The organism is Kribbella sindirgiensis, assembly GCF_004331435.1.
In the GTDB taxonomy this organism is placed as follows: domain Bacteria; phylum Actinomycetota; class Actinomycetes; order Propionibacteriales; family Kribbellaceae; genus Kribbella; species Kribbella sindirgiensis.
In genome coordinates, this window is the sequence record NZ_SJKA01000031.1 from 1 (window position 1) to 25,655 (window position 25,655).

A 25,655-nucleotide genomic window follows, 5' to 3' on the forward strand; every position below is an offset into this window, starting at 1 on the left:
GACCGTCCGCTTCGACCCCATCCCAACCTGACGCCAGCCCACCCCAACCACGTTCCGAGCAGCGTGTCACGTTCTTCTTCGTGTCAGTCACAAGAGCCGAAATTGCTTGTTCGCCGGCCGTGCGACTTGTTCGCCGGCCCGACTGCGGGGTGGTTAGACCGGGTAGGTGTGGACCTCGGTGGCTTTGAGGGTGGTGTGGAGGGGTTGACCGGGGGTCAGGTGGAGGTCGGCTACCGCGGCGGGGGTGATGTCGGCGAGGAGGTCGGCTGGGCCGGCGGGGGAGGCGTCGAGGCGGACGCGGACTGTGTGGGCGTGCTGTTCGATGCCCGTGACCACGGCGGGCCAGGTGTTGCGGGGGCTGCCGGACGGGGGCTCTACGTAGAGACTGACGGCGGTGGGCGGGAAGGCTACGTGGACCGGGCCGGTGGCTGGTTCGGCAAGGGTGATCGTGCCGCCCTCTGGCAGTCTGACTGCGGTGCCTGAGGCGTCGCCGCGGTAGAGGTTGAGGCCGACCAGCTGAGCTACGTAGTCGGTGCGGGGGCGGTGGGCCACCTCGGTGGGTTTGCCTTCCTGGACCACCTGGCCGTTCTCGATGATGACCAGGCGGTCGGCCAGGACCATGGCGTCCAGCGGGTCGTGAGTGACCAGCAGGGTGCGTCCTTCGAAGCGGTTGAGGTGCTGGCCCAGTTCGGCCCGCACGTGAAGGGTGGTGCCGGCATCCAGCGCGGCCAGCGGTTCGTCCAGCAGCAGAAGTTCGGGGTCGGTGGTCAGTGCTCGGGCCAGGGCCACGCGTTGGGCTTGTCCACCGGACAGCGCGCGGGGGCGAGTACGGGCGTACTCCGACAAGCCGACTGTTTCCAGCCAGCGTGCGGCCTCCAGGCGGGCGGTCTGCTTTTCTACACCGCGGGCGCGAAGGCCGAAGGCCACGTTCTCCAGGCAGCTCAGGTGGTTGAACAGCAGGTAGTCCTGGAACACCACACCGATCGGCCGGCGGTCCGGCGTACGAAAGGTGCGCGGTGGCTCGTCCCAGACCGTGGAGTCCAGGGCGATGCGTCCACGGTCCAACGCGAGCAGTCCGGCGATGGCACGCAGCGCAGTGGTCTTGCCGGCACCGTTGGGGCCGAGTAGCGCGACAACCTCGCCTGGCTCGACAGTCAGGTCCAGTGCGAGCTCGAAAGAGCCACGGCTGACCTGCACATCGGCGTACAGAGTCAACGGAGTCCACCGATCCAGCGCTCGCGCAGAGACGCCAGTACGACGACAGACACCAGTAGAAGCACGAGGCTCAGTACGACGGCCACGTCGGGATCGGTCTCCAACGCCAGGTACACGGCCAGCGGCATGGTCGTCGTACGGCCGGGGAAGTTGCCGGCGAACGTGATGGTGGCGCCGAACTCGCCCAGTGCGCGCGCCCAGCAGAGCACTGTCCCGGCAACAACGCCAGGTGCGATCGAAGGCAGTGTCACGCGCCGGAACGTCAGCCACCGTCCGGCACCGAGTGTTGCGGCCGCCTCCTCGTAGCGGGGGTCAGCGGCACGCAGTGCGCCTTCAACAGAGATCACCAGGAACGGCATAGCCACAAAGGCTTCTGCAACGATCACACCGGCCGTTGTGAACGGTAGAGAGATGCCAAACCAAGTATCGAGGTGTTGACCGACCAGACCGCGTCGCCCGAGTACCAGCAACAACGCGACGCCGCCAACCACCGGCGGCAGTACCAGCGGCACCGTCACGAACGCCCGGATCACACTCCGGCCCGGCAACCCACCACGGGCGAGCAGCCACGCCAACGGGACACCTAGTAGCAGGCACAGCGCAGTAGCTGCGGTCGCGCACACTAGTGACAGCCGCAGCGCCTGCCATACGTCGGCACTGAACAGACGCCCCGGCAACGTCGACCAGGGCGCCTTGATCAGCAGACCGACCAAAGGGACGAGCAGGAACGCCAACCCGAGCAGAGCAGGCAGCAGGAGTACGAGGGGCAGTCGCCCGTTCGTGCTCCTGCTGCGACGCGTCACGGCGCGTCGAAGCCCGCTGCGCTCAGGACTGCTTTGCCCTTGTCCGATAGTACGTAGTCTACGAACGCCTTGGCGCCGTCCGGGTTCGGAGCCTTGGTCAGCGTGGCGATCGGGTACTCGTTGACAGCCTTGCTCGACTCCGGGAACTCGATGCCCTCGACCTTGTCCTTGGCGGAGAGTACGTCGGTCTTGTACACCAGGGCCGCGTCGACCTCACCGAGGCTGACCTTGGTGAGGGCCGCCTTCACGTCCTGCTCGAGGCTGTCCGGCTGCGCCGTGATGCCGAGCGCCGCGAACACCTTCGCGGCCGCCGCGCCGCACGGCACCTGCGCGGCGCAGATCGCGATCTTCTTGTTCTTGTCCGCGAAGTCCTTGATCCCGGTGATCTTGCCCGGGTTGCCCTTCGGGACGGCGATCTCCAGCGTGTTCTTCACGAAGTTCGTCGGGGTGCCCTTGTCCGTGACGTCGTCCATGTTCTTCGGCGCGGCCGACGCGAAGACGTCCGCGGGCGCACCCGAGTTGATCTGCTTGGCGAGGGCGGAGCTGCCGGCGAAGTTGAAGGTCACCCTCACGCCGGGGTGGGCGGCCTCGAAGTCCTTGCCCAGCTGGGTGAACGTGCCGGTCAGCGAGGCGGCGGCGAACACGTTCACCGCACCTGAGACTGCCGGCGAGCTCTTCGACGGAGATGATGACGCCGGCGTATCGTCGCCGCATCCGGCCAGCGCGAGCGCCGCGACAGCGGCAAGGGCGGCGAACGCGGTACGGCGGAACATCAGGCCTCCGGAATCTCGACGACGACATGGGTCGACTTGATGGAGGCGACGGCCACCACGCCGGGCTCCAGACCGAGCTCGTCGGCGGCCTCACGACTCATCAGCGACACGACGCGGAACGGTCCGGCCTGCATCTCGACCTGGGCCATCACACCGTCCTTGAGCACCCGGGTGACGATCCCCCGCATCCGGTTGCGCGCCGACGCCGCGGCGGTGTGGCCGGGCTCCGGTGAGTCCGCCAGCTCCTGGGCGAACGCGGCCAGCGCCTGCCCGTCGACGGCCATCCGGCCGTTCTCCTGCTTCGACCGCAACCGGCCCTGATCGATCCAGCGACGCACCGTGTCGTCACTGACCCCCAGGAGCGCGGCCGCCTCACTGATCCGCAAGTTCGGCACGAGAGACATCCTATCGCCGCAGATGCGGATTGATGCCAGCTTTTCCACAGTCGCGAAGCGGTGACGGAAAGTAGCGGCGATTCCTCGTAAGTTATAGGGCATGAGCGAATCGGCGATGCGGGACTACTTGGACGGGCCGCACAAGGCGGCGCGGGACGTCGTGCGGGCAGGGCTGGCCGCGCACGCCGACCTGGGTGACCTGGCGGTGCGGCTGCCGCACGACGAGTATCGGGACCGGATCCTCGACCTGCTGCTGCAGTCGGCCGCGGACGGGCTGCCCGCGCGGGGCTACCCGAAGGAGTACGGTGGCGAGGCGGACCTGGGCGGGTTCATCGCGGCGTTCGAGACGCTGGCGTTCGGCGACCTGTCGCTGATGGTCAAGGCCGGTGTGCAGTTCGGCCTGTTCGCCGGCGCGATCCTGCATCTCGGGACCGAGAAACATCACGAGCGATATCTGGCCGATGCGATCAGCGGCCGGCTGCTCGGCTGCTTCGCGATGACCGAGACCGGTCACGGGTCGAACGTGCAGGCCCTCGGTACGACGGCGACGTACGACGAGGCGGCGGGAGAGTTCGTCGTGCACACGCCGTCGGCGGCGGCGCGGAAGGACTACATCGGCAACGCGGCACGTCATGGGCGGATGGCGGCCGTGTTCGCGCAGCTGGTCGTCGGCGGCGAGAGCCACGGCGTGCACTGCCTGCTCGTGCCGATCCGGGATGCGGACGGTGCGGCGCTCCCGGGCGTGACGCTGTCGGACTGCGGGCCGAAGCTCGGGCTGAACGGTGTCGACAACGGACGGATCGTCTTCGACCAGGTCCGGGTGCCGCGGGAGGCACTGCTCGACCGCTACGCCCAGGTCGATGCGGGCGGCAACTACAGCAGCGCCATCGAGAACCCGGACCGCCGGTTCTTCACGATGCTCGGCACGCTCGTGCAGGGTCGGGTGTCGGTCGGCGGCGCGGCGATCAACGCGAGCAAGGTGGCGCTGACGATCGCGATCAGGTACGGCGATCAGCGGCGCCAGTTCGGTGCTCCGGGAAGCGACGAGGAGGCGATCCTGCTCGACTACCGGATGCATCAACGCCGGCTGCTGCCGCTGCTCGCGCGGACGTATGCACTGCACTTCGCGCAGGCCGAGCTGGTGGACGAGTTCGCCCGGGTGTTCAACGACGACCGGGACGAGCACGACCGGCGCGCGCTGGAGGCGCAGGCGGCCGGGACGAAGGCGCTCGGGACGTGGCATGCGACCGAGACGATCCAGATGTGCCGGGAGGCCTGCGGCGGCGCGGGCTACCTGGCCGAGAACAGGCTGGCGACACTGAAGGCGGACACCGACGTGTTCACCACCTTCGAGGGCGACAACACCGTGCTGCTGCAGCTGGTGGCGAAAGGTTTGCTGACGGACTACCGCGAGTCGTTCGGCAAGCTCGACCCGTTGGGTACGGCGCGGTTCGTCGCGGCGCAGGCGGTGGAGATCGCGGTCGAGAAGGCCGCGTTGCGTCCGCTGATCGAGCGACTGCGGGACGCCGTACCGAATCGGAGTGATGCGGCCGATCCCGATGCCGGCCTACGGGACGACGCGTACCACTCCGGGCTGCTCCGGTTCCGGGAGCAGCACATGCTGTCGGGAGTGGCGCGGCGACTGAAGGGCGGGATCGATGCCGGCGACGATCCGTTCGACGTGTTCAACCGGTGCCAGGACCACGTGATCGCGGCCGGCCGGGCGCATGTGGACCGGATCGTTCTCGAGGCGTTCCAGACCGCTGTGCGGAACGCGCCCGACGAGATCCGGCCGCAGTTGCAGGACGTGTACGACCTGCACGCACTGGCGACGATCGAGGCGGAGCGTGCGTGGTATCTCGAGCACGGACGGCTCTCACCTGGGCGGTCGAAGGCGATCACCGCGCTCACCAACGAGCTGTGCGCGGTCGTCCGTCCGGCCGCGGTGGAGCTCGTCGACGCCTTCGGAGTACCGGGCTCGGCAACGGAGGTGCCCATGGTTGTACCGTCACAGCATGAGTGAGTCGATCGAACCCGCGTCGGCTGCCGAGGCCGCCCGTGAACTCGCCCGGGTCCTGCTGGAGCAGGCTGACGCTCTGGACCTGCACGACCTGCGGGCCACCGGCGCGATCGAGAACGTCCGGGTCCAGGCCCGGGCGCTCGCGGACGCCGTGCACGAACGAGGCTGGGGCGACATCTTCCTCGGGATCGACTCGTACGACCCCGACGAACTGGACGACCTGCCGCTGGGGCCGGACGACTTCGACGACCCGGCGGACTACCGGGAGATCGTCGAGGGTGGCGCCCTGGACGATCTCGAGGAGCTGGAGGAGCCGCTGCTGCCGGAGAACGGGCTCCGGCTCAGCTATCAGGCGCGGTACGACTACGTGGTGACCGATCCGGATGCCTTCGTGCGGTACGTGCGGAGCCGCGCGGACGAAGCGCAGAACGACGAAGTGATCGACGACATCGAGGACGCGCAGTCGGCGTTCGAGCTGCTCTGTTACCTCGACGGACTGGGCTCGAAGGAGTACGAGTCGTTCGGGCTGATCCCGGGCGGCGGCGAGGAGTCCCACAAGATCGTCCAGTTCTCCCTGTGGGACCTGGACCCGACCCGGCGCGACGACACGTATCCGTACTAGGCCGCACAAGAGAACCGCCTCGCTGTACTGGTCCCCAGCAGCACCAGTACAGCGAGGCGGTCTTCAGTAAGAAACGCCGACCGTGCCGGGTGTTGGTCGCCACCTCACTGGCGACCAACACCCCACCGACACGGCCGGCGTCCTGCTGTTGCCCCGAGAGGGCAAGTGGCCCGAAGGAGGGCGGTCCCGCGTCTCATTCCGTGGCCGGCAGGGGAGGTACAGTCCGGTCGCGGACGGGAGTACTGCGAAATCCACCTGGACCTAGTGCCGGCGACCCGTCCGCCGCCGACAAGAGAACGTTGTCACGCGGCCCGCGTACCGGGAATCCTCCGGTTCAAACATTTGCATTGCCTTTGAAGTAAGCAACGCTCAGTAAAAATTCCCTCACTTTCCGTACAGATGTTGCCTTCTGCAACAACTAACCACTCGTCAAGACTTCCTGCGCTCATTGGCGAAGCTGGGTCAGGACAGCCAGGACGCGGCGATGGGTGTCCGGCGCCTCGTCGATGCGCAGCTTCTGGAAGATGCTCCGCATATGACTCTCGACAGTCCGCTCGGCGAGCACCAGCTGGACGGCGATCGCGCCGTTCGAGCGCCCTTCGGCGACCAGCGCCAGCACCTCGCGTTCCCGTGCGGACAACGCGGCCAGCGGGTCGTCGGCGCGCGTCGGCGTCACCAGGGCGGCGACGATCGCCGGATCGAGCGCCGATCCGCCGTCCACCACCCGACGCATCGCGTCCAGGAAGTCGCCGACGCGCAGCACCCGGTCCTTGAGCAGGTAGCCGAACCCGCCGGTGCCGACGAGCCCGACCACGTGCCGCGTCTCGATGTGCTGCGACAACATCAGGATCGGGCGGTCCGGCCGCTCCGCGCGCAGTGCGACGGCCGCCCGCGCACCGTCGTCGGTCATCGTCGGCGGCATCCGTACGTCGATGATCGTCAGGTCCGGATCCACCGCCCGTACGACGTCGACGAGTGCGTCCGCGGTCTCCGCCGTACCGGCGACGTCGTGGCCGTTCTCGGTCAGCAGCCGGCTCAGACCCTCACGGAACAAGGCGGAATCCTCGCCGATTACGATGCGCACGGGACCTCCACGGTGATCGAGGTCCCGGCCCCGGGTGGGCTCTCGACCGTGAACTCCCCGCCCGCCGCCGCGACCCGGTCCCGCAGCGACGTCAGCCCGAACCCCTCCTTGGCCCCGCCGACGCCGTCGTCCCGCACCACGGCCCGCAGGATCTGATCGGTCACGCCGACCGAGATCGAGATCCGGGTCGCCCGCGCGTGCTTGAGCGCGTTCGCGATCGCCTCGCCGACCGTGAAGTACACCGTCGTCGCCGCACTTTCACCGACCGCCAGCTCGGGTACGACGAGATCGACCGGCAGTGTGCTGTCCGCGACCAGCTCCCGCAGTGCGACGGCGAGACCGTCGTCGAGCCGACTCGGCCGTACGCCGTGCGCGATCCGCCGGAGCTCCGCGACAGCGTGCTCGAGCGTTTCCACCACCTCGTCGAGCTCCCGGTAGGCAGGTACGCCGGGAGACAACTGGTACTGCACCGACCTCAGCCGCATCCCGATCGCGATCAGCCGCTGCTGCGCGCCGTCGTGCAGATCACGCTCCAGCCGCTGCCGTTCCGCGTTGACCTCGTCCATCAGCCGGGACCTACTGGATCGGACCTCGGCCAGGGCTTCCCGGAGCTCCAGCCGCAACCGGCTGACCTCGATCGGCAGCCGGGCCTCCACGACCGCTTCGCGCGCTCGCCGGACCCGGCGCGCAGACGTCGTACCGAGGATCAATGCGCCGACCACGGAATCGCCGGTCTGCAACGCGATCGCGTCCTCCGGTACGACGAGTTCCGTGCCCGGGCGACGTAGCAGGACCCGCAGGTCGGGGTCGTCGAGCGCGGAACGCAGGACGAACTCGATCTGCTCCGGCTCGGCCTCCCCGTCACGGACCTGCCGGACGAAGGCCCGGATCCGGGCCAGCGCGACAGTCCGGTCCGGGTCGACCAGCCTCCCGATCGTGCGGTGAATCCAGTGGTACAGCGGAAGCAGGACGAGCGCGGTGACGAAGGCAGCGGTCGTGACGCCGATCCGATCGGGGAAGTAGCCGCCGACCAGCAGGACGACAGTCGCGAAGACGCCCGCCGAGATCAGACTGGTGACGACCCAGCTGACGGTCGTACCGAGCAGCCGGTCGATGTCGAACAGGTCATGCCGCAGGATCGCGACGGCGATCGCACCAGGAACCAGAATCAGCATTGCGACCAGGAACCACGTGTAGGCAAGGGTTCCAGGGATACCCAGCGCGGTCGCCAGCCAGCTCGCGCCGAGCAGGATCGGCACGGAAATCGCCGCGGCCATCAACCAGCGCAACCGTTCCCGGGTGAGCCGATCGCCGCGGCGGTACCGCACGACCAGGCTGGACGCGGCGGCGAGCAAGGTCGCGAGGAACCCGCCGAAGGCGACCACGATCAGGATCACCGGCACCGGGGTGAGGGGGCCTTCGCGCCCGACGACGTACGTCACCAGCACGGCCGAGACCGGCATCGCCGCGCCGATCCACCGCCACCGACGTCCCGGCAGCAAACCGTCCGGGAACAGCAGCACCAACGTGACGAAGCCGACGAAGAGCCAGGGCCACGCGCCGACCGCGACCGCACCCACAGCCGAAGCTGCTGGCCAGGGCGTCGAGGTCTGCGCTGTTGCGCCCCAGTCCTCGGCCAGGAAGACCAGCGCGGGCGTCGTGGCCGTCAGCGTCAGCGCGGGCCCGATCGGACTCGCCGGCACCCGAACGACGACCAGCCAGCCGAGCAGCAGCGCCGGTAGTAACAGGGCTGTCGTCAGTGGCCAGTAGCTCGGTGAGTCGATCGAAGGAGCGCCGTAGGCGAGTACCGCGCGTACGGCGGCGGCCGCGACGAACACGGCCGTCGCGGCAAGGACCAGAAGCCGAGGCCGGAGCACAACCACATGATGACCGCGGGCAGCCGTTCGCGCACCAGTGTCAGCACTTAGAGGCCGGCCATGACTCAAGTCCGGCGACAGCACCGATGTGGGAGGCTGCCGGGCGAGGCGATTGTGAGGGGATCAGCTACTACTCGAGGAGGGGATTCCCGTGATCGCCATCGCCACCGTCCTGTTCGCCTTTCCGCTCGGCTTCTTCCTGCGGAACCGGCTGTCCGCCTACGTCGCGTACGTCGCGATCTTCGGCTACTGCTTCACGTTCCAGTTGGTCTACCTGATGCGCAGCTGGGTCGGCGACCGCACACAGGCGTTCCCGGCGGACCCGAACGCCTGGCCGTTCGGGTACCTCATCGTCACCGCCGGCATCTACGTCGTCGGCAACCTCCTGGTCGCGCTCGGGCACCGGGTCGGTAGCAAGCGCCGTAACCGGGCCGTCGACCTCGACCCGGTCAAGTGACAGTTGCCTGGCGCTCCAGGAGGGAGGAGCGTCAGGCGAGTTCCAGTTCGGTTGCCGGGCGGGCCGGGACGTCGCCGTATGTCGTGGTGCGCTGGCGGGCCGGGCGGCCGGCGGCGGTGGCCATTGCGGTGAGTTCGGCGATCGACTTGCGGCTGCCGTGCTTGGAGCCGGCCATCCGGCTGATGGTCTCCTCCATCAGCGTGCCGCCGATGTCGTTCACGCCGCCGTTCAGGACGGCGACGCAACCGTCCACGCCGAGCTTCACCCACGAGCACTGGATGTTGTCGATCCGGCCGTGCAGCATGATCCGCGCCATCGCGTGCACCGCCCGGTTCTCGTCGTACGTCGGGCCCGGGCGGGCGACGCCGGCCAGGTAGATCGGCGAGTTCTGGTGGATGAACGGCAGCAGCACGAACTCGGTGAAGCCACCGGTCTCGTCCTGCACCGCGGCGATCGTGCGCAGGTGCTGGACCCAGTGGTGCGGCGCGTCGACGTGGCCGTACATCATCGTCGAGCTGGACGGCAGGCCGACCTTGTGCGCGGTGCTGATCACCTCGATCCAGCTTGCCGTCGGCAACTTTCCCTTGGTGAGGATCCAGCGGACGTCGTCGTCGAGGATCTCGGCCGCGGTGCCCGGGATGCTGTCCAGCCCGGCCTCCTTCACCGAGATCAGGAACTCCTCGATCGACAGGCCGGTGCGGACCGAGCCGTTCACGACCTCCATCGGCGAGTACGCGTGGACGTGCATTTCCGGGACCCGGTCCTTGACCGCGCGGACCAGGTCGGCGTACGCCGTACCGGGCAGGTCGGGGTGGATACCGCCCTGCATGCACACCTCGGTCGCGCCGATCACCCATGCCTCCTCGGCGCGCTGACCGACCTCGTCCATCGACAGCGAGTAGGCGTCGGCGTCGGTCCGCCGCTGGGCGAACGCGCAGAACCGGCACCCGGTGTAGCAGACATTGGTGAAGTTGATGTTCCGGTTCACGACATAGGTGACGTCGTCCCCGACCGTCGCCTTCCGCAGGTCGTCGGCGATCCGCGCAAGCTGATCCAGCGCCGGCCCGGTGGCGGTCATCAAGGTGAGCGCTTGAGCGTCGGACAGGCCGGCCGGATCCCGTTCGGCGGCCGCGAGGGCCGCCTTCACGTCGGCAGCGATCCGCTCGGGGGAGGTGGACGCGGTGGCATCACCGGCAGACTCGGCGGCGCGGCGGGCCGCGACGTCCTCGCGCAGCACGTCCCAGTCGCCGTAGGCGGCGTCGAAGTCGGAGCGGGTTTCGGTGCGGCGGCCTTCGGTGTCGATCGCGGTGTGGAGGTCGGTGCGGCCCACGCTGTCCCAGCCGCCGTCGGGCTCCTGCCAGGGAAGGCCGACCGGCATCGCGGCTTCGTTGGCCAGACCGGTCGCGGGGTCGACCAGCGCCTCGACGTGTGAGATCAGGCGCGGGTCGAGCCAGGGCTCCCGCAGGTACTCCGGGTGCGCGGTGAGCCGCTCGCGCAACTCGAACCCGGCGTCGGCGGTCACCTTCGCGAGGTCGTCGATCTGCGGCCACGGCCGCTCGGGGTTCACATGGTCGGGCGTCAGCGGCGAGACCCCGCCGAAGTCGTCCACGCCCGCGTCGAGGAGCGCGCGGCACTCGGCGAGGTCGACCAGGTTCGGCGGCGCCTGGACCCGGACCCGCGGCCCGAGCACGATCCGCGTCACCGCGATCGCGGCCAGCCACTCGTCCAGCGGAACGTCGGCGTCGTTGCGCATCGCAGTGTCCGGCTTCACCCGGAATCCCTGAATGATGACTTCCTGGATGCCGTTGTACTGCCGGGCGATTTTCCGCAACGCGAAGATCGAGTCGGAACGTTCCGGCAGCGTTTCCCCGATGCCGATCAGCAGCCCGGTCGTGAACGGCACGTTCGACCGCCCGGCGTCCTCGAGCACCCGGAGCCGGACCGCCGGGTCCTTGTCCGGCGACCCGAAGTGCGGCTGGCCCTTCTCCTCGAACAGCCGCCGCGAGGTGGTCTCGAGCATCATCCCCATGCTCGGCGCGACCGGCTTCAGCCGCTGCAGGTCCTGCCACGACATCACGCCGGGGTTCAGGTGCGGCAGCAGACCGGTCTCCTCGAGTACCCGGATCGCCATCGCCCGGACGTAGTCGAGCGTGCTGTCGTATCCGGCCTCGTCGAGCCACTGCCGCGCGGCGTCCCACCGCTCCTCGGGCGCATCGCCGAGCGTGAACAGCGCCTCCTTGCAGCCCAGCGCCGCGCCCTGCCGCGCGATCTCCAGCACCTCGTCGGGCGACAGGTACGGCGCGTGCACCCGGCCCGGCGTGGTCGCGAACGTGCAGTAGTGGCAGCGGTCCCGGCACAGCCGCGTCAGCGGGATGAAGACCTTCTTCGAGTACGTGATGATCCCCGACCGGCCGGCGTCGGCCAGTCCTTGGTCGCGGACCCGGGCCGCGGTGGTCATCAGCGCGGTCAGCGCGTCGCCGCTCGCGCCGAGCAGCACCTCCACCTCCACCGGGTCGAGGGTCTTGCCGTCGTCCGCGCGCTTCAGGGCGCGCCGCATCGCTGTCGTCAGTTCAGGGGCCACGAAATCCGAGCCTAAGTCGCGGAAAACGCTGGATCCCGCGATTCCGGGCAGCAAAATCAATCCGTACGGACGTCCTGATAGTTTGCTGTTCGTGCAGGTCAGGCGGGGTGTGGACGGGCGCCGAGTGCGCGGCGAGCAGCGCCGGAGCCAGTTGCTCGCGGCGACCTTGACCGTGATCGAACGCGACGGAGTCGCAGGTGTGAGCCATCGTGCGGTGGCCGCGGTAGCCGATGTGTCGGTCGCCTCGATCACCTATCACTTTCCGACACTGGACGATCTCCTGGTCGCGGCGCTGCAATCGGCCGCGGACGATCTCGCCGTCGAGCTGCACGGTCGCGGGAGCGAGCTGGGCGCACGACCGGCCGACGAGTTGGCACGGCTGATCGAGCACAGCGTCGTACGGCGACGCGGCCGGACGCTGGCGCTCTACGAGTTGTACCTGTACGCGGCTCGGCGGCCCGACCTGCGGGAGACGGCCGGGGCGTGGTTGGAGCCGCTGACCGAGATCGCCAGAGCGTTCACCGCGGATCCTCAGAAGGCGAGGCTGTTGGTGGCCGCGCTGGACGGCCTCTTGATGCAGGCGCTGATCGGCGCCCGCGACCTGGACCAGGCCGACGTCGCCGCGTTATTGGAGGTGCTGAGGTAGGCGGCGCCGAGTAGGGTCGCCAGGGAACTCGCCAACAGGGAGGTCCTCGGTGTCAGAACCCCCAGTCCAGCCACTGTTCGCGTCCGCGGTCCGCGCCATGCGGAAACTGCAGGACCTCGGCGATCCGCTGCCCGCCGATGTGGTCACCCAGCTGTCCAAGCTGGAGAGCAGTTCGCTGAGCGAAGCGGAGCGGCGTACTCAGCTCGAGACCCTGCTGCGGCCGTTCGTCCTGGTGGACGTGGCGATCGACGAGCGCGGGTCCGCGCTGTCCACGGCCGGCGCCGCGCCGCCGCGCCTTGTCCAGCACGGGTGGCGCAGCTTCCTGGTGCGGGTGTCCAATCCGCATCGGCTCGAGGCCAACCTGAGCACGGGGAACGGCGGCGTGTACGGGCTGATCGACTTCCACAGCCACTCCGCGCGGATCGCGTTGGCCGACACGCTGACCGTCGTACCGCGGATCAAGAACGCGTGGCTGGACGCGAAGCTCGCCGGGCCGGATGAGCTGTCCGGCCTCGAGATCGAGTACAGGGTCATCAGCCTCTACAGCCGTGACGGCGGTGTCCGCTCGGGCGGGGTGATGCTGGTCGCCGAGGACGTGCACAACCATCACAGTCTGAGCCGGACGCCGCAGGGGCTGGCCTACCAGCGCACGAACTTCGAGTTGGGCCAGTACGCCGCCTCGTTCGAGTTCGACTGCGCTCCGGCGCCCGAGATCCGGATCGACGTCCGCGAACCGGACGGGCGCAGCTGCATGGCCGCGATCACGGTCCGGGACGCACAAGGACGGACGTACCCGTCGAAGGCGATGCGGCTGGCGCCGGACATGTTCTTCCACGAACACGTGTACCGGGCGACCGGCGAGATGATCCGGCTGCCCGCGGGCCGGTACGAGGTCACCGCGATCCGCGGGCCCGAGTACCGGCCGGTGCTGACCACAGCCGACGTCGACGCGGAAACGGCGGAAATTCCGGTCGTGCTCGACCGCTGGGTGGATCCGGCGGCCCGCGGCTACTACTCGGGCGACCCGCACATCCACGCCGGCGGCTGCTCGCACTACAACATTCCGAGCGAAGGCGTCACGCCGGAAACGATGATCCGGCACGTCCGCGGCGAGGGCCTCTGGCTCGGCAGCGTGCTCACCTGGGCGCCTTGCTACTACCACCAGAAACAGTTCTTCAGCGGTGCGGCGATCAGCCCGCCGGCCGACCTCGAAGACCCGCCGATGCAGGCTGCGCAGGGCATGACCTGGACCCCGCAGCCGACGGATCGCGACGCGGAGAGCACCCTGCGGTACGACGTGGAAGTTTCCGGGTTTCCGTCCAGTCATTCCGGCCATCTGATCCTGCTCGGCCTCACCGACCAGGACTACCCCGGAACGGCACTGATCGAGGACTGGCCGTCCTGGAACGTTCCGGTGCTGCGCTGGGCCAAGGAACAAGGGGCGCTGGTCGGCTACGCGCACTGTGGAAGCGGGCTGGGCGTCGGCACCGAGGAACTCCCGAACTACATCGTCCCGTCGTTCCAGGGCATCGGCTCCAACGAGATCGTCGTCGACGTACCGCTCGGGGTCGCCGACTTCCAGTGCGGTACGCAGTTCGCGCCCGCGGCCGAGCTGAACATCTGGTACCACCTGCTGAGCGTCGGCTACCGCACCCTGATGCTCGGCGAGACCGACTACCCGTGCATCTACGACGACGGCCCGGGCATCGGGCGGACGTACGTGCGACTGGCCGAGCCGCCGACCGGGCCACAGGCGATCGAGGCGTGGAACACCGGTCTGCGGGAGAGCGCGTCGTACTTCGGTGACGGCCGCAGCCACGTGTTCGGCCTGGCCGTCGACGGTGACGTCAGCCGCGAACATTCGATGGACGGGCCGGGCCCGGTACAGGTCAGCGCGACTGTCGCCGCGTGGCTGCCCGAGGAGCCGCCGCCACCGCCGCCGGGGCGACTGATGTACAGCGCACCGGTGGGCTGGCATCTCGAACGCGCGCGGATCGGAACGTCCCGGAAAGTCCTGCTGGAGGTCGTGCTGAACGGCGTTCCGGTGGCAACCCAGGAATTGGTTGCCGACGGCACCGAGCAGCAAGTTTCCTTCGACGTGCCGATAGAGCGCTCGTCCTGGATCGCGCTGCGGATCCTGCGCAGTGTGCACACGCAGCCGATTTTCGTCGAGGTCGACGGCCGGCCGATCCGGGCGTCACGCCGCAGCGCCCAATGGCTGCACGACTCCGTCGACCAGCTGTGGAAGGTGAAGTCCGGGTTCATCCGGGAGAGCGAGCGGGACGCCGCGCGGCAGGCGTACGACGAGGCGCAGGCCGCGTACCGCTCGCGAGGCGACGAATGCGAGGTCGACTGATGACGCACCAGGCACCCGCGATCGGCTGCTGCGGGCCGGTGACGACGGACGCCCCGATCGCGGTCACCATCAACCCGGAGGCCCGGGTGAACGTGGCCCGCAGCGGCGCGCCGATCGGCACCTTGACGCCCGGCGAATGGCACACGGTTGCCGTGACGGTCGTCAACGACGGCTTCGTGACCGGACCGCTCGCGGTCGAGGCGGAACCGGTCAACGGGCTGCACCTCGAGCTCCCGGATCACGAGCTGACCGGTGAGCATCGTCAGGACGCGGCGTTCCGGGTCCGGCTCGACTCGCCCACGATCGTCGACGTGACCCTGACCTTCCGGGCTCTTGGGGCGCTCGGCGGGCTCGCCAACCACAGCACCATCAACCTCCTGCTGTCAGCGCAGTAGCGCGCAAGCTACCTACGGCCGGGTGCTGAGGCCAGGGCCTGCGGCAGTCGCAGGCTGTTGGCTGAGTGCATGCTGAGGTTGTCTGTCGGAGCGCTGCGGACCAGGTGGCAACTGTTCGCCGGTGCAGTGGTCGCTGTCGCGCTCGGGGTCGGGTTGGTGCAGTCCGGGCTACAGATGCTGGCCGCGACCGACAGGCCGGTGTTACCCCAGGCGCTGTCGGCGTACGAGCGCGCCAAAGTCCGTGAGGGGTACGTCGGGGCCGCGACGCTGCTCGGAATGTCGGTCATGCTCGCCGTTTTCCTGAGTGTGTTCATCGTGAGTACGACGTTCGGGTTCATGACGGTGCAACGGCGGCGGGAGTTCGGACTGCTGCGGCTCGTCGGGGCGCAGCGCGGCTACCTGTGTCTGATGGTCGTGACCGAGGCCGGCCTACTCGGGATCGCCGGCAGTGTGGTCGGGCTGCCATTGGGTGTGCTGGCGACCTGGGCGCAGTCGTGGTTGCTCGTTCGGCTGGGAATGCTGCCGGAGTGGTTCGACGCGCCCTGGGATCAGGGAGCGGTGTGGGCGGCGATGATCGTCGGCGTGAGTACGGCGTTGGCCGGCGTACTCGCCGCGGCTTGGCGGGCGTCGCGAATCAGTGCGCTCGAGGCGATCGTCGAGGGGCAGGCGGCGCGGCGCGTGATGACGGGATGGCGGTGGTTCTGGGGGCTGTCGGCTGCAGTCGGCACGGTGCTGCTGGTGATCGTGGCGCAGGCGGCGCGGGATCTCGTGGCCGGGCTGATGATCGGGCTCGTCGTGATGATCAGCGGGTCCGTGGCGTTGAGCCAGCTGAGCCCAGTCGTCGTACCGCTAGTGGGCCGGCTGCCCGCGATCGTTGTCCGGGGCAACTTGATCGCGGACCTCGCCCGGGCCGGGGTCCTGCATGCGGTACGGCGGAGCGCGGCCACCGCGGCGCCGTTGATCGTGCTCGTCGGTCTGGTGATCGGGCTGTGGGGCACGTTCGGGTCGCTGGCGAAGGCGGTCGGTGTCGAGCAGAAACAGTTGATCACGGCGGATGTCGTGGTCGATCACGCCGTCCGGCCGGGCCCGGGGATCGTCGCGGCCTCGGCGCAGACCGCCGTACCGATCGCTGTGACGCGGGGACGGAAAACGCTGTACTCAGAGGCGGTCGGGATCGATCCGGCGGCCTACCAGCAGACCCACAAGCTGCGGCCGCGGAAGGGCTCGCTGGACCGGCTGACCGGGCGGACGATCGCGATCGGGCCGGGGATGGCGGCCGAGGGGTACAAGCTCGGCTCGACTCTCAAGATTGCTCTGGGCAACAGATCGATCGCGGTGAAGGTGGTCGCGATCATGCCCGAGGCACTCGATGTGAGCGAGAACTTCTTCGTACCGAGGAGTCTGCTGCCGGCTGGTGGGCGGACCGAGACGCTGGTGAAGCTGGCGCCTGGTGCGACGCTGGACGGTCAGACGGTCGAGCAGTGGGCGGAGGCGCGTGGCGAGGCGCAGCAGCGCAGCAATTCGGGGCTGTTCGCCGCGCTCCTGGGCTTGGCCGGGATCTTCACCGCCGTGGCCGTCGTCAACGCGGTCGTGATGTCGACAGCCGACCGTCGGCAGGAGTTCACCTTGTCCCGGCTGGCCGGTCTGACGCGGGCGCAGGTCGTGATGGTCGCGCTCGTGGAGTCCGGGACCGTTGTGGTGGTCGGCGTACTGATGGGATCGTTGGTCGCCGCGGCAGCGCTCGCCGGGATCGCGGCGGGGCCCTACGGCCTTGCTGCGTTGGCGATTCCGTGGCGGCTGCTCGGACTGATCTCCGCGGCGGCGCTGGTGGTCGTGGGGGTCGCGGCGACGCTCACTGCCGCTCGCGCCACGTCTCACCGGCTCGGCACATACCGAGCAGAATGACATGGTGGAACGGCCGGATCAGGTTGTAGTAGAACCGGCCGGCGGGCCGCAGGAACTGCACCAGCGTCACGACCTTGAACGTCGCAGGTCGTTCATCGTCGGTGATGAACGCGAGCCACGCGTCCGGGTGGGCCGGGGAGGTGCGGTGAAGGGCGGGGTTGTGCATTTGGAACAGGACGTGTCGGGTGGCTGGGTAGTGCACCTGAGCGTGATTGTGTTCGTGCGTACGGTGTCTCGCTGGTGCTCTACCTGTCGACCTTGCACGCCACGGCCGCCTGGCGGGCAGCCGTTGATTGGTGGGCGTTCAGGGTGAGGTTCCGGGGTGCGTGGGACAGGAAGTGGTGGGTGGAGACCTGTTATTTCCTGTTCACCGGCGCCGGTTCGGGTGCCACGCCCCGCTGCTCGTCCGGGTCGCGCCGAGTCGTGGCGTTTGGTTGGCCCCCGGAACGTCGAGTCGTGCATCGAGGTTCCGTTTGCCCGCCGGAATCCACGACTCGAGGAAACGTGGATGACCACATGAGCTGGTTAGGCGTCGGCGGCGGTGAGGGCTTCGGCTTCGGATTTGGAGTGGGTGGTGGGGACCCGGAGGTGGGAGAGGGGCTTCCAGCCGGTGGCGAGGACGCCGACCGCGAGGAGTACGGCGAAGGCGCCGACGTAGAACGGGAGCTGGATGTTGACCTCCTCGCCGAGCTTGCCGGCCAGCCACGGTGCGACCGCGCCGCCGGAGAAGCGGACGAAGGAGTACGCCGCGGACGCCGTACCGCGTTCGACCGGGGCGGCTGCCATCACGGCCTCGGTGATCAGCGTGTTGTTGATGCCCAGGAACAGGCCGGCCACGATGACGCCGGCCGCGAGCACCGGCTTGTGGTGTGCGTAGACACCCATCACCGCGAGGTCCGCGCCGAACAGCAGCAGCACGGTCATCGCCACCGGGAGGGTGCCGAACCGGCGCTGCAGCCGCGGCGCCACGAACACCGAGGTGAACGCGAGACAGATCCCCCAGCCGAAGAAGATCAGCCCGATCTCACGCGCCGACATCGCCAGTGGGAACGGGGTGAACGCGAGCAGCGTGAAGAAGCCGAAGTTGTACAGCAACGCGGTGACCGCCACGGTCGCGAGCGACCTGTGCCGCAGAGCCTTCAACGGCTCGAGCACCGACGTACGGCGTGCTTCCGGCGGCGATGCGGGGAGCAGGAACGCGGTGGCGGCGAGGGCGATCGTCATCAGGACGGCGACGCCGAAGAACGGGCCGCGCCAGGAGATCGTGCCCAGTTCGCCGCCGACCAGCGGGCCGGCCGCGATGCCGACGCCGAGGGCGGCCTCGTAGAGGATGATCGCCTCGGCGACCGAACCGGCGGCCGAGTTCACGATCGTGGCGAGCGCGGTCGCAATGAACAGCGCGTTGCCCAGGCCCCAGCCGGCCCGGAAGGCGACGATCATGCCGATGCTGCTGGACAGGCCGGCCAGCGCGCTGAACACGACGATGACGGCCAGACCGATCAGCAGCGTGCGCTTGGCGCCGATCCGGCTGGAGACCGCGCCGGTGATCAGCATCGCGACGCCGATGACCGCCATGTAGCTGGTGAACAGCAGCGAGACCTGGGACGGGCTCGCGTGCAGTTGTTCGGCGATCGGCTTGAGGATCGGGTCCACCAGGCCGATGCCCATGAAAGCGATCACGCACGCGAACGCGACCGCCCAGACGGACTTGGGCTGCTTCAGGAACGACGACTTGGTCACCGGGACGTGTCCTCCAACGGTTCGAGGGTGAGGAGTTTGTGGACGATGGCGACGGCGGCCTCCAGAGTGGTGAGGTCGGTTGCCGGGAGCTGACTCAGGTGCGCGGCCAAGGCGGCGCCGGCCTGGTGGCGGGCGCTGCGCAGCTCGGCGAGACCTGCGTCGGTGAGGCTGATCAGGCTGGCGCGCGAGTCGGCCGGGTCCTGGGCGCGGCGCACCCAGCCCTGCTCCTCGAGGCGTTGCACCAGGTTGGACATGGTCGGCTGCGAACACCGATCGGCCTTGGCCAGCTCGCTGATCCGGGCCTGCCCGAGCTCGTCCAACCGCCCCAGCACCCGCATCGCGGCGTGCGGCAGCGTGTTCACGTTCCGCGTCGCCATCCGCGCCAACCGCGTCGACGCGACCACGATGTCTTCCCCGAGCTCTGTCAGATCAGGTGCGCTCACACCCACCAATATACATAGTAAAGCTATGTATCTGTCCAAAAGTGAACCAGATCACCGAACGCATCTACTGATCTTGAAAGGCGCGACGGCGGAGGCGGAGCACGAGCAAGATGATGGCGAGGAGTACGACGGCTGCGGCTGCGAAAGCGGCTGGGAGGGAGGAGGCGTTGGCCGCAGGGGCGGTGGTTGCTGGGGGCGTGTTGTGCGCGGTGGGCTGGTCGGGGGCTGCTTTCGCTTTGAGCGGTTTCAGCGTGACGTCGTTGCCGTCGCCGCCCTTGTAGGTGAGTTGGTAGCCCGCGATCCGGGTGCCTTCGGGGAGGTTGGTGAAGGCGCCGGTGATCGGGTCGGTGCCGTCGTTGGCGATCAGCAGGGTTTCGTTGGTGAGCTTGGTTCGCGGTGTGACGTCGAGCTTTCCGGCCAGCGATACCCGGCCGAACACGCGGACCGGCGTACCGTCCGCTCGGGTGAGCAGCCGACCGTCGGGGGTCTGCTCGAAATCGCCCTTGACGGTGAACGTCCCGCCGGCGGAGCCGGCATTGAGCAGCCGGCCGCCGTGGAAGGTGCCGAAGAGCGTGGACTGACGGCTCAAGGCGAGTACCGCGCGATCGCCGTACCGGACTGTGGAGCCGGGGGCCTGGCTGAGGTTTCGGAGGGTCTGGTTGCCCGCCTTGGTCAGGTCCAGCGTGGTGCCGGACTTGGTGAGCGTGACGGCGCTGCTGGCTGTCAGGCTGCCGCCGGTGAGCGCCAGAGTTCCGCGCGAGATCGTGGTGGTGCCGGTGTAGGTCAGTGTCCCGGCGAGGCGAGTCGTCGCCGCGCCGGCCTGGGTCAGCGAACCGGTCCCGCTGATCTTCGACAGCGTGATCGCCTTGTCGGCGTTGCGAACCACCAGCGAACCCTCGTTGACGACCCGGAACAACGCGGCCTTCGTCAACAGGCTGCCGTCACCGCCGGGCCGTCCACTTCCGAGGCGAAGCGTCGCACCCTTCTCGATCGTCGTCGAGCCGTCGTAGTACTGGTCGGCGGCGAACGTCACATCGTTGCCACGGACCCCTTTGATCACGACGTCACCGGCGCCGGGCGACTTCAGCGTGTCGTGAAACACGCCGCCACCGATCGGGGCGCCGAGCGTGACCGGGCCGTTGTAGGCGAAGGTGAGTTTGGAGCGGGACCGCGCGGCCAGCAGGTTGATGTAGACGGTGTCCGCGGTGCCGGGCATGAAGATCTTGTTCGTGCTGCCGTCACCCCACTGCACGTTGGCGCCCTTGATGTTGGTGCCGCGCTTGTTCAGGTTGTGCGGGATCTTCCGCCAGTTGATCGCGGGGTCGCTCAGTGACGGATTGGTGTCGCCACCACGGTCCGAGTAGCTGTACTGGCCGGTCAGGATCACTGTGCTGCCGGGGCGGGACTGGACGTTGATGTCGCTGCCGTACTCGCGTTGGTAGAAGTTCTGCCGGATGGTGACGGTCTGGTCCAGCGGGGTGTCGATCGTCCAGGTGCCTTGGTTGAGAATGGCCCGGGCGTTCGGCAGCGCGACCGTGGTCTCCGGTTTGCCGGCGGACGCCTGGGTACCGTTGTCGATCACGCCCGAGAACGGGTTGGTACCGGCCAGATCAAGGGTGCCCCAGAGGAACCGTGGCTGGCTGATCAGCCCGGAGCCGCTGATCGTGCCGAGGTTGAAGGACCGGGTCAGCGCCAACCGCAGGGTGCCGTTCACCTCGATGTTGTCCTGGTTGAGCTGGTAGCCGGGCGTGCTGTACGGAAATCTGCCGATCAGTCCGGTGCCGCCGCCGTCGCCGTACTGCAGCGTCGCACCCTGGTCCACGACGATCGCCGGCGGGTCGTGGCGCGTGACCACGACGTACGGATGGTTGCCGCCGAGGATCCGGACCACCTGCCGTTGCCTTGCCTTGGGCAACGAGAAGTCGCTGTCCTTGGTGAGGATCAAGGTGCCGCTGCCCGTGATCCGCAGCGTTCCTTCGCCGCGGATCACCCCGTCGTACGTCGTGGTGCCGGCGGGCACGTTCACCACCGCGTCACCTGTCAAGGTGACGCTTCGGTTCGCCAGGATGTCGGGCGTGATGTCGCCGTTCCCCGCCGCGATCGCCGGTACGGAGCACAGCCCCACAACGGCGAGCACAACCAAAACCCCGATCAGGCGTCCCACATTGTCCTCCTCGAATCCGGCGCCCACCCTAGTGAGCTCCGGGTCAGCCTGCTGGCCGACCCGGAGCTGACGGGGAGGGGGTCAGGACGGGTCGCCGTACAGCAGACCGCGTCCGTTGGTGCCGATGTAGACGCGGCCGTAGGTGTCGGGGTCACCGGTGATGACGCCAGGTCCGCCGATGCTGCCCCACTGGTGCGCGTCGTCGTTGATGCGGACCCAGGTGGCGCCCTTGTCGGTGGAGCGGAAGACTCCGGTGAGGTTCTGGACAGTGCCGCTCAGGTAAAGGGCCTGGTACGTCGTGCCTGGCGCGGCCTTGCCGAAGCCGAGGGCGGAGGCGGACTGCACCGAGGCGAGCCCGGTGAAGCTGCGGCCCCCGTCGGTGGAGTGCAGCAGGCCCCTGCCGCCGCCGGAGATCCACAGGTCTCCTGCGACGCCGGGAACGGCAGTGAGCCGGCCGGCAGGCAGGTTGCTTGCGCGGGCGGTGAAGGTCGCGCCGCCGTCGGCGCTGGCGTAGAGCCTGCCGCCCGCGAGTGAGTAGAAGGTGCCGGCTGAGGAGCGGTCGGCGACGACCACGGCGTCGGTGCCCAGGCCGCTGACCTTCGACCAGCTCGCTCCCTTGTCTGTCGAGCGGTACGGCGCTTGGCCGGCCTCGGTCCATACGATGGTGGAGCCGTCCGCCGCGAGCGCGACACGGCCGCTGTTCGCGCTGCCCACTGGCTCTGCCGTGAAGCCGTTCCAGCTGCTGCCGCCGTCGGTGGAGTAGGCGCCGTCCTGCGCGCCGCCAGTACCGACGCGGACCATCACCGCGGGATCCGACTGGGCGAAATCGATGTCGGTGCTGTTGCTCATCAGTGGGCTCTTCAGCCGTCCGGCGGGCACCTCGGTCAGGGAGTCGTGGCGGAAGCCGCCTTGGTCGCCCATCGAGGTGATGACGGTGGCACCGCCGGGAGGGGCGATCGCGTCCGCCAGCGAGGTCTCTTCCAGCCCCCGGGCGCCGGCGGTCCAGTGGCTGGTCGCGCCGCTGTCGGAGGCGTTCGCGTCCTTGCTGCGCCAGATACCGTTGCCGGTGCCGTACAGCACGTGCCCGGAGTCGAAAGGATCGATGGCCAGCGCGGTCATCCAGTGCCCGCTCCCGGTACCGACGTACGGAGCGCCGGAGGCGTCCCGCACCGACCTGTCGGCCAGCGCCGTCCAGGTCGTACCGCCGTCGGTGGTCCGGTAGAGCTCGTCCTGGGGCCACCAGCGGTCGAGGGTGGTGACCATCACCGTGGACGGCTTCTGCGGGTCGACGGCCAGGCCGGAGAACCCGTAGTTGCCCTGCGACGGGGAGATGTTCTTCCAGGCGCCGCTGGACGGCGTGTACTTCCACACCGATCCTGCCGTCACGTCGTTGGGACCGATGTCGTTGCTGTACGTCAGGTACAGCGAACCGTCACCGGAGACCACACCGTGCTGCGGCATCTGGCCGGTGGGCCGCCCGGAGACCGCCTGCCAGCTGTTGCCGCCGTCGGTGGACCGGTACAGGGAGGTGGACTTGTCGTTGACCCCGACGTAGACCGTGTTGCTGCCCGCCGAGCCGTACGTCACGAAGGAGATGCCCGCGCCGCTGCCCGCTCCATCCTTGACGGGGAACGAGGAAACCTGACTCCAGGTGACGCCGTAGTCGGTGCTGCGCCACAGGCCGTTCTTGCGGGTGCCCAGCAGCAGGGTGCCGTGGTTCGCGGGGTCGATCACGAGCCGCTCGCCGGCCCCGCGGCCGGGCTCGTTGCTGCCCAGCTTGAAGGGCAGATTGGTGCGTTGGAAGCTGCGACCCCGGTCGGTGGAGCGCAGGATCGCGCCGTTTCCGGCCCAGTCGTTGGTGTAGGTGCCGGCCGCGAGGTAGAGCCGGGCCGGGTCGACGGGGTCGGTGGCCACGGCGTCGATGCCCAGTAGGTTCCAGTCCTGTTCGCCGGCCCAGTCGGTCAGCGGGATCCACTGCTCGGCGGCGGCGTCCCAGCGGTAGGCGCCGCCCATGTCGGTACGCGCGTACAGCAGGCCCTTCTCGCGCGGGTTGAACACCAGACCGGTGACGTATCCGCCGCCCACCACCTGGGCGTTCTTCCAGGTGTACGGGCCGGAGCCGGGAGTCTCGGACTGGTCCGACTTCACCAGCTTCCATTGCTGGTTGGCGCCGCCCGTACCGGGAAACTGGATGACGGCCGCGCCCTCGGCGGTGGAGTTTCCGAAGACGTCCAGGAACTGGCCGCTCTTGCGGTTGGCGAAGGTGACGGCGTCGGAACCGCTCACCTCGCTGATCTTCCACTCCTGGGAGGTGGACGAGCTGTCGGTCTGCTGCTCGGTGGCGGCGGCGTTGGCGGTCGAACCCCCCGCTGTGCCGAGCACTTTGCCGCTGTTGCGGTTCACCAGCTCGTAGTAGCCGTTGCCGGTGGCCCTCAGCTTCCACTGCTGGTTGGCGGTGTGCTGGTCGGTCCACTGCTGGATACGCGCGCCGTCGGCGGTGGAGAAGCCGTTGACGTCGAGAACCCTGCCACTGCGCACGGAAACCAGCTGATAGTAGGCGTTGCCGTCGATCGTCGCGGCCTGCGAGGCCTGCTGCGCGAACAGCAGGGACGGTACGGCGATGGCGGGCACGCCGACCAGCAGACCGGCGGCGGTCCAGCGGCCGCGGGATCGCCCGCGGCGCGTGGGGTTGTCCATGGGGGGATGTACTCCTTCACCGGAGGAAGACGGATGCAGGCAACGGGGCGGCCTGATCTCCCCCTAGTGGTCACCGGCGCCGCAAAGGTTGCCGCGGGCGCGGGATTTCTCGCGGCCGGCGACGAACCTGCGGGACCGTCCCTTACCGGGGCGGGGCGAACCCTCCCCAGACCGCGGCGGAACGACCTGAGCTCTGGGCGTGGGCACGGTAGCTGTCGTGCTTGACCTTGCGTATGCCGGTGGCGTGGTTGTACTGGCCGGCGAACTGGTGCTGTCCGGTCGGCACGGTGCGGCCCGGCTTAAGGGCCCACCGGTACAGCAGGACGTCGCCGGACTCCTGAACGGTGACGGTGAAGTCGTCGCTCGGCAGGGTCTGCCAGTTACCGGTGCTCCGCACGCCGCCGGTCTGGGCGATGCGCAGTTCCACGGTGAGTGAGGTGAGCGGCTCGGTGGTCTTGAGGATCAGGTTGCTCTGGGCCCAATAGATGCTGCTGTGCACGTCCAGCGAACCCTCGGACCACAACGGCCCGTCCTTGACCCGGCTGTCGGCCGGCGGAGTCGGCCGCGCGCTGCGCGAGGTGGTGGTCGGGGCCGGGCCGGTGGTCGTCGTACGGGTTGAGGGGGTCGGAGCTGACGTGGCGGTCGGGGATGTGGCGGTGGGAGACGGGACTGTGTGCGTCGGTGCGGTGGCCGGCGGTGTCGGAGCTCCGCCGATGGCGGCGACAGCGGCGGCGAGACCACCGGTCGCCAGAGTGGCGGCGGCGATGACAGCGACGACTGCCGCCCGGGGCCATGACCTCGCGATCGAAGGTGTGCGGGGACGCAGGCTGGGATCGGCCACGCCGCGCTCCACGCGCGCCAGAATCCTTGCGCGGTTGGGCTCGTGAGCCTCGGCGGCCTCGCGCAGCTGTCGCCTGATCTCCTCGTTCACCGGTTCCTCCTTCCTGCCGCAAGTTCGCCGACCGCTGCCGCGCCGAGCAACGATTCCAGCTCGGCCATCGCCTTCGAGGTCTGGCTTTTCACCGTACCGACCGAGATGCCCAGCGCCGCGGCGGTGTCCTTCTCCGACAGGTCGAGGGCGTGACGCAGGATCACGCACGCCCGCTTGCGGAACGGAAGCCGGACGAGCGCGGCCCGGACGTCGAGCACGACCGGAACGTCCGGCCCGTCCACCACCTCCGTACTGCGGGACCAGAACAGCGCTACCCGCCGTCGCTCACGGACCCTGCTCCGGATCCATTCCCGTGCCAGATTGGCTACCACGCCGCGGGCGTAAGCGACCGGGTGTTGCGCTGCCCGCAGCCGGTCCCAGCGCTGCCACAGTGCGACCAGCGCATCGGCGGCGAGGTCGTCGGCCACGTCCTTCTCGCCGGTCAGGAGGTGGGCGAGACGCGCCAGTTCGGCGTAGTGGCGTTCGAAGAAGTCGTGGAACTCCGCGGACGCGTCGTCGACCGGCATCTCCCGCGGTTGACCTCTCCTTGC

At 68.8% G+C, this 25,655-nt stretch carries 21 protein-coding genes; 7 read left to right on the forward strand and 14 right to left on the reverse strand.

Annotated features, from left to right (window positions below; all coding sequences use genetic code 11):
- Positions 1–153: 153 nt before the first annotated feature.
- From E0H50_RS41180 to E0H50_RS41195, 4 genes are read right to left on the reverse strand one after another with little or no spacing between them, the layout of a single operon-like run.
- Positions 154–1,215 carry an ABC transporter ATP-binding protein gene (locus E0H50_RS41180; protein WP_131296613.1) on the reverse strand — a complete coding sequence of 354 codons (1,062 nt, stop codon included), beginning with the start codon at positions 1,213–1,215 and terminating at the stop codon, positions 154–156.
- A complete protein-coding gene (modB, locus tag E0H50_RS41185) occupies positions 1,212–2,018 on the reverse strand; it encodes a molybdate ABC transporter permease subunit (protein WP_238151688.1) in 807 nt (268 codons plus the stop codon). Before modB ends, E0H50_RS41180 begins: the two co-directional genes overlap by 4 nt.
- Positions 2,015–2,791, reverse strand: a complete 777-nt coding sequence (gene modA / locus E0H50_RS41190) for a molybdate ABC transporter substrate-binding protein (protein WP_131296615.1) — start codon at positions 2,789–2,791, stop codon at positions 2,015–2,017. The genes modB and modA overlap by 4 nt, the downstream gene beginning before the upstream one ends.
- A complete protein-coding gene (locus E0H50_RS41195; RefSeq protein WP_238151689.1) occupies positions 2,791–3,195 on the reverse strand; it encodes a TOBE domain-containing protein in 405 nt (134 codons plus the stop codon). Before E0H50_RS41195 ends, modA begins: the two co-directional genes overlap by 1 nt.
- Before the next feature lie 91 nt (positions 3,196–3,286).
- On the opposite strand from E0H50_RS41195, the gene E0H50_RS41200 reads away from it, so the two are divergent.
- Positions 3,287–5,209: an acyl-CoA dehydrogenase family protein gene (locus tag E0H50_RS41200; RefSeq protein WP_131296617.1), complete on the forward strand. Its 1,923-nt coding sequence runs from the start codon at positions 3,287–3,289 to the stop codon at positions 5,207–5,209.
- Positions 5,202–5,828: a hypothetical protein gene (locus E0H50_RS41205; protein WP_131296618.1), complete on the forward strand. Its 627-nt coding sequence runs from the start codon at positions 5,202–5,204 to the stop codon at positions 5,826–5,828. The genes E0H50_RS41200 and E0H50_RS41205 overlap by 8 nt, the downstream gene beginning before the upstream one ends.
- Positions 5,829–6,273: 445 nt before the next feature.
- Here the strand turns inward: E0H50_RS41205 and E0H50_RS41210 are convergent, their stop codons facing one another.
- Positions 6,274–6,912, reverse strand: a complete 639-nt coding sequence (locus E0H50_RS41210; protein ID WP_131296619.1) for a response regulator transcription factor — start codon at positions 6,910–6,912, stop codon at positions 6,274–6,276.
- Entirely contained in the window at positions 6,900–8,789 is a 1,890-nt protein-coding gene (locus E0H50_RS41215; RefSeq protein ID WP_131296620.1) for a sensor histidine kinase, read from the reverse strand. The genes E0H50_RS41210 and E0H50_RS41215 overlap by 13 nt, the downstream gene beginning before the upstream one ends.
- A gap of 151 nt (positions 8,790–8,940) precedes the next feature.
- On the opposite strand from E0H50_RS41215, the gene E0H50_RS41220 reads away from it, so the two are divergent.
- Positions 8,941–9,246 carry a hypothetical protein gene (locus tag E0H50_RS41220; RefSeq protein WP_131296621.1) on the forward strand — a complete coding sequence of 102 codons (306 nt, stop codon included), beginning with the start codon at positions 8,941–8,943 and terminating at the stop codon, positions 9,244–9,246.
- Positions 9,247–9,277: 31 nt separating this feature from the next.
- Here E0H50_RS41220 and E0H50_RS41225 read toward each other — a convergent pair whose 3' ends face one another.
- Positions 9,278–11,803 (reverse strand): bifunctional FO biosynthesis protein CofGH, encoded by a 2,526-nt coding sequence (locus E0H50_RS41225; RefSeq protein WP_131296673.1) that lies wholly within the window; start codon positions 11,801–11,803, stop codon positions 9,278–9,280.
- Between the two features lie 115 nt (positions 11,804–11,918).
- On the opposite strand from E0H50_RS41225, the gene E0H50_RS41230 reads away from it, so the two are divergent.
- From E0H50_RS41230 to E0H50_RS41245, 4 genes are all read left to right on the forward strand, one after another.
- Positions 11,919–12,473 carry a TetR/AcrR family transcriptional regulator gene (locus E0H50_RS41230; protein WP_238151690.1) on the forward strand — a complete coding sequence of 185 codons (555 nt, stop codon included), beginning with the start codon at positions 11,919–11,921 and terminating at the stop codon, positions 12,471–12,473.
- Positions 12,474–12,522: 49 nt separating this feature from the next.
- Entirely contained in the window at positions 12,523–14,829 is a 2,307-nt protein-coding gene (locus E0H50_RS41235) for a CehA/McbA family metallohydrolase (RefSeq protein ID WP_131296622.1), read from the forward strand.
- On the forward strand, positions 14,829–15,224 hold the full coding sequence (locus E0H50_RS41240) for a hypothetical protein (RefSeq protein WP_131296623.1): 396 nt from the start codon (positions 14,829–14,831) through the stop codon (positions 15,222–15,224). Before E0H50_RS41235 ends, E0H50_RS41240 begins: the two co-directional genes overlap by 1 nt.
- 69 nt (positions 15,225–15,293) lie before the next feature.
- Positions 15,294–17,129 carry an ABC transporter permease gene (locus E0H50_RS41245; RefSeq protein ID WP_131296624.1) on the forward strand — a complete coding sequence of 612 codons (1,836 nt, stop codon included), beginning with the start codon at positions 15,294–15,296 and terminating at the stop codon, positions 17,127–17,129.
- On the opposite strand, the gene E0H50_RS41250 is transcribed toward E0H50_RS41245, so the two are convergent.
- From E0H50_RS41250 to E0H50_RS41280, 7 genes are all read right to left on the reverse strand, one after another.
- A complete protein-coding gene (locus tag E0H50_RS41250) occupies positions 17,077–17,295 on the reverse strand; it encodes a DUF2867 domain-containing protein (protein WP_131296625.1) in 219 nt (72 codons plus the stop codon). The two genes, E0H50_RS41245 and E0H50_RS41250, sit on opposite strands and share 53 nt — an antisense overlap.
- A gap of 359 nt (positions 17,296–17,654) precedes the next feature.
- Positions 17,655–18,869: an MFS transporter gene (locus E0H50_RS41255; protein ID WP_238151691.1), complete on the reverse strand. Its 1,215-nt coding sequence runs from the start codon at positions 18,867–18,869 to the stop codon at positions 17,655–17,657.
- Entirely contained in the window at positions 18,866–19,312 is a 447-nt protein-coding gene (locus E0H50_RS41260; protein ID WP_131296626.1) for a MarR family winged helix-turn-helix transcriptional regulator, read from the reverse strand. The genes E0H50_RS41255 and E0H50_RS41260 overlap by 4 nt, the downstream gene beginning before the upstream one ends.
- 64 nt (positions 19,313–19,376) lie before the next feature.
- Positions 19,377–21,476, reverse strand: a complete 2,100-nt coding sequence (locus E0H50_RS41265) for a hypothetical protein (RefSeq protein WP_202868566.1) — start codon at positions 21,474–21,476, stop codon at positions 19,377–19,379.
- Between the two features lie 81 nt (positions 21,477–21,557).
- The gene (locus E0H50_RS41270; RefSeq protein WP_131296627.1) at positions 21,558–24,173 is read right to left on the reverse strand and encodes an RICIN domain-containing protein; all 2,616 of its coding nucleotides are present in this window, start codon (positions 24,171–24,173) and stop codon (positions 21,558–21,560) included.
- Positions 24,174–24,315: 142 nt separating this feature from the next.
- Positions 24,316–25,104: a hypothetical protein gene (locus E0H50_RS41275; RefSeq protein ID WP_131296628.1), complete on the reverse strand. Its 789-nt coding sequence runs from the start codon at positions 25,102–25,104 to the stop codon at positions 24,316–24,318.
- Positions 25,101–25,631 (reverse strand): SigE family RNA polymerase sigma factor, encoded by a 531-nt coding sequence (locus tag E0H50_RS41280; RefSeq protein ID WP_131296629.1) that lies wholly within the window; start codon positions 25,629–25,631, stop codon positions 25,101–25,103. The genes E0H50_RS41275 and E0H50_RS41280 overlap by 4 nt, the downstream gene beginning before the upstream one ends.
- Positions 25,632–25,655: the final 24 nt, after the last annotated feature.

Coding starts and splice junctions, on each gene's coding strand:
- E0H50_RS41225 (WP_131296673.1), bottom strand. CDS start 11,803: ATGCGGCGCGCCCTGAAGCGCGCGGACGACGGCAAGACCCTCGACCCG.
- E0H50_RS41270 (WP_131296627.1), bottom strand. CDS start 24,173: ATGGACAACCCCACGCGCCGCGGGCGATCCCGCGGCCGCTGGACCGCC.
- E0H50_RS41205 (WP_131296618.1), top strand. CDS start 5,202: ATGAGTGAGTCGATCGAACCCGCGTCGGCTGCCGAGGCCGCCCGTGAA.
- E0H50_RS41250 (WP_131296625.1), bottom strand. CDS start 17,295: ATGCACAACCCCGCCCTTCACCGCACCTCCCCGGCCCACCCGGACGCG.
- E0H50_RS41200 (WP_131296617.1), top strand. CDS start 3,287: ATGAGCGAATCGGCGATGCGGGACTACTTGGACGGGCCGCACAAGGCG.
- E0H50_RS41280 (WP_131296629.1), bottom strand. CDS start 25,631: ATGCCGGTCGACGACGCGTCCGCGGAGTTCCACGACTTCTTCGAACGC.
- E0H50_RS41195 (WP_238151689.1), bottom strand. CDS start 3,195: ATGTCTCTCGTGCCGAACTTGCGGATCAGTGAGGCGGCCGCGCTCCTG.
- E0H50_RS41245 (WP_131296624.1), top strand. CDS start 15,294: ATGCTGAGGTTGTCTGTCGGAGCGCTGCGGACCAGGTGGCAACTGTTC.
- E0H50_RS41240 (WP_131296623.1), top strand. CDS start 14,829: ATGACGCACCAGGCACCCGCGATCGGCTGCTGCGGGCCGGTGACGACG.
- modA (WP_131296615.1), bottom strand. CDS start 2,791: ATGTTCCGCCGTACCGCGTTCGCCGCCCTTGCCGCTGTCGCGGCGCTC.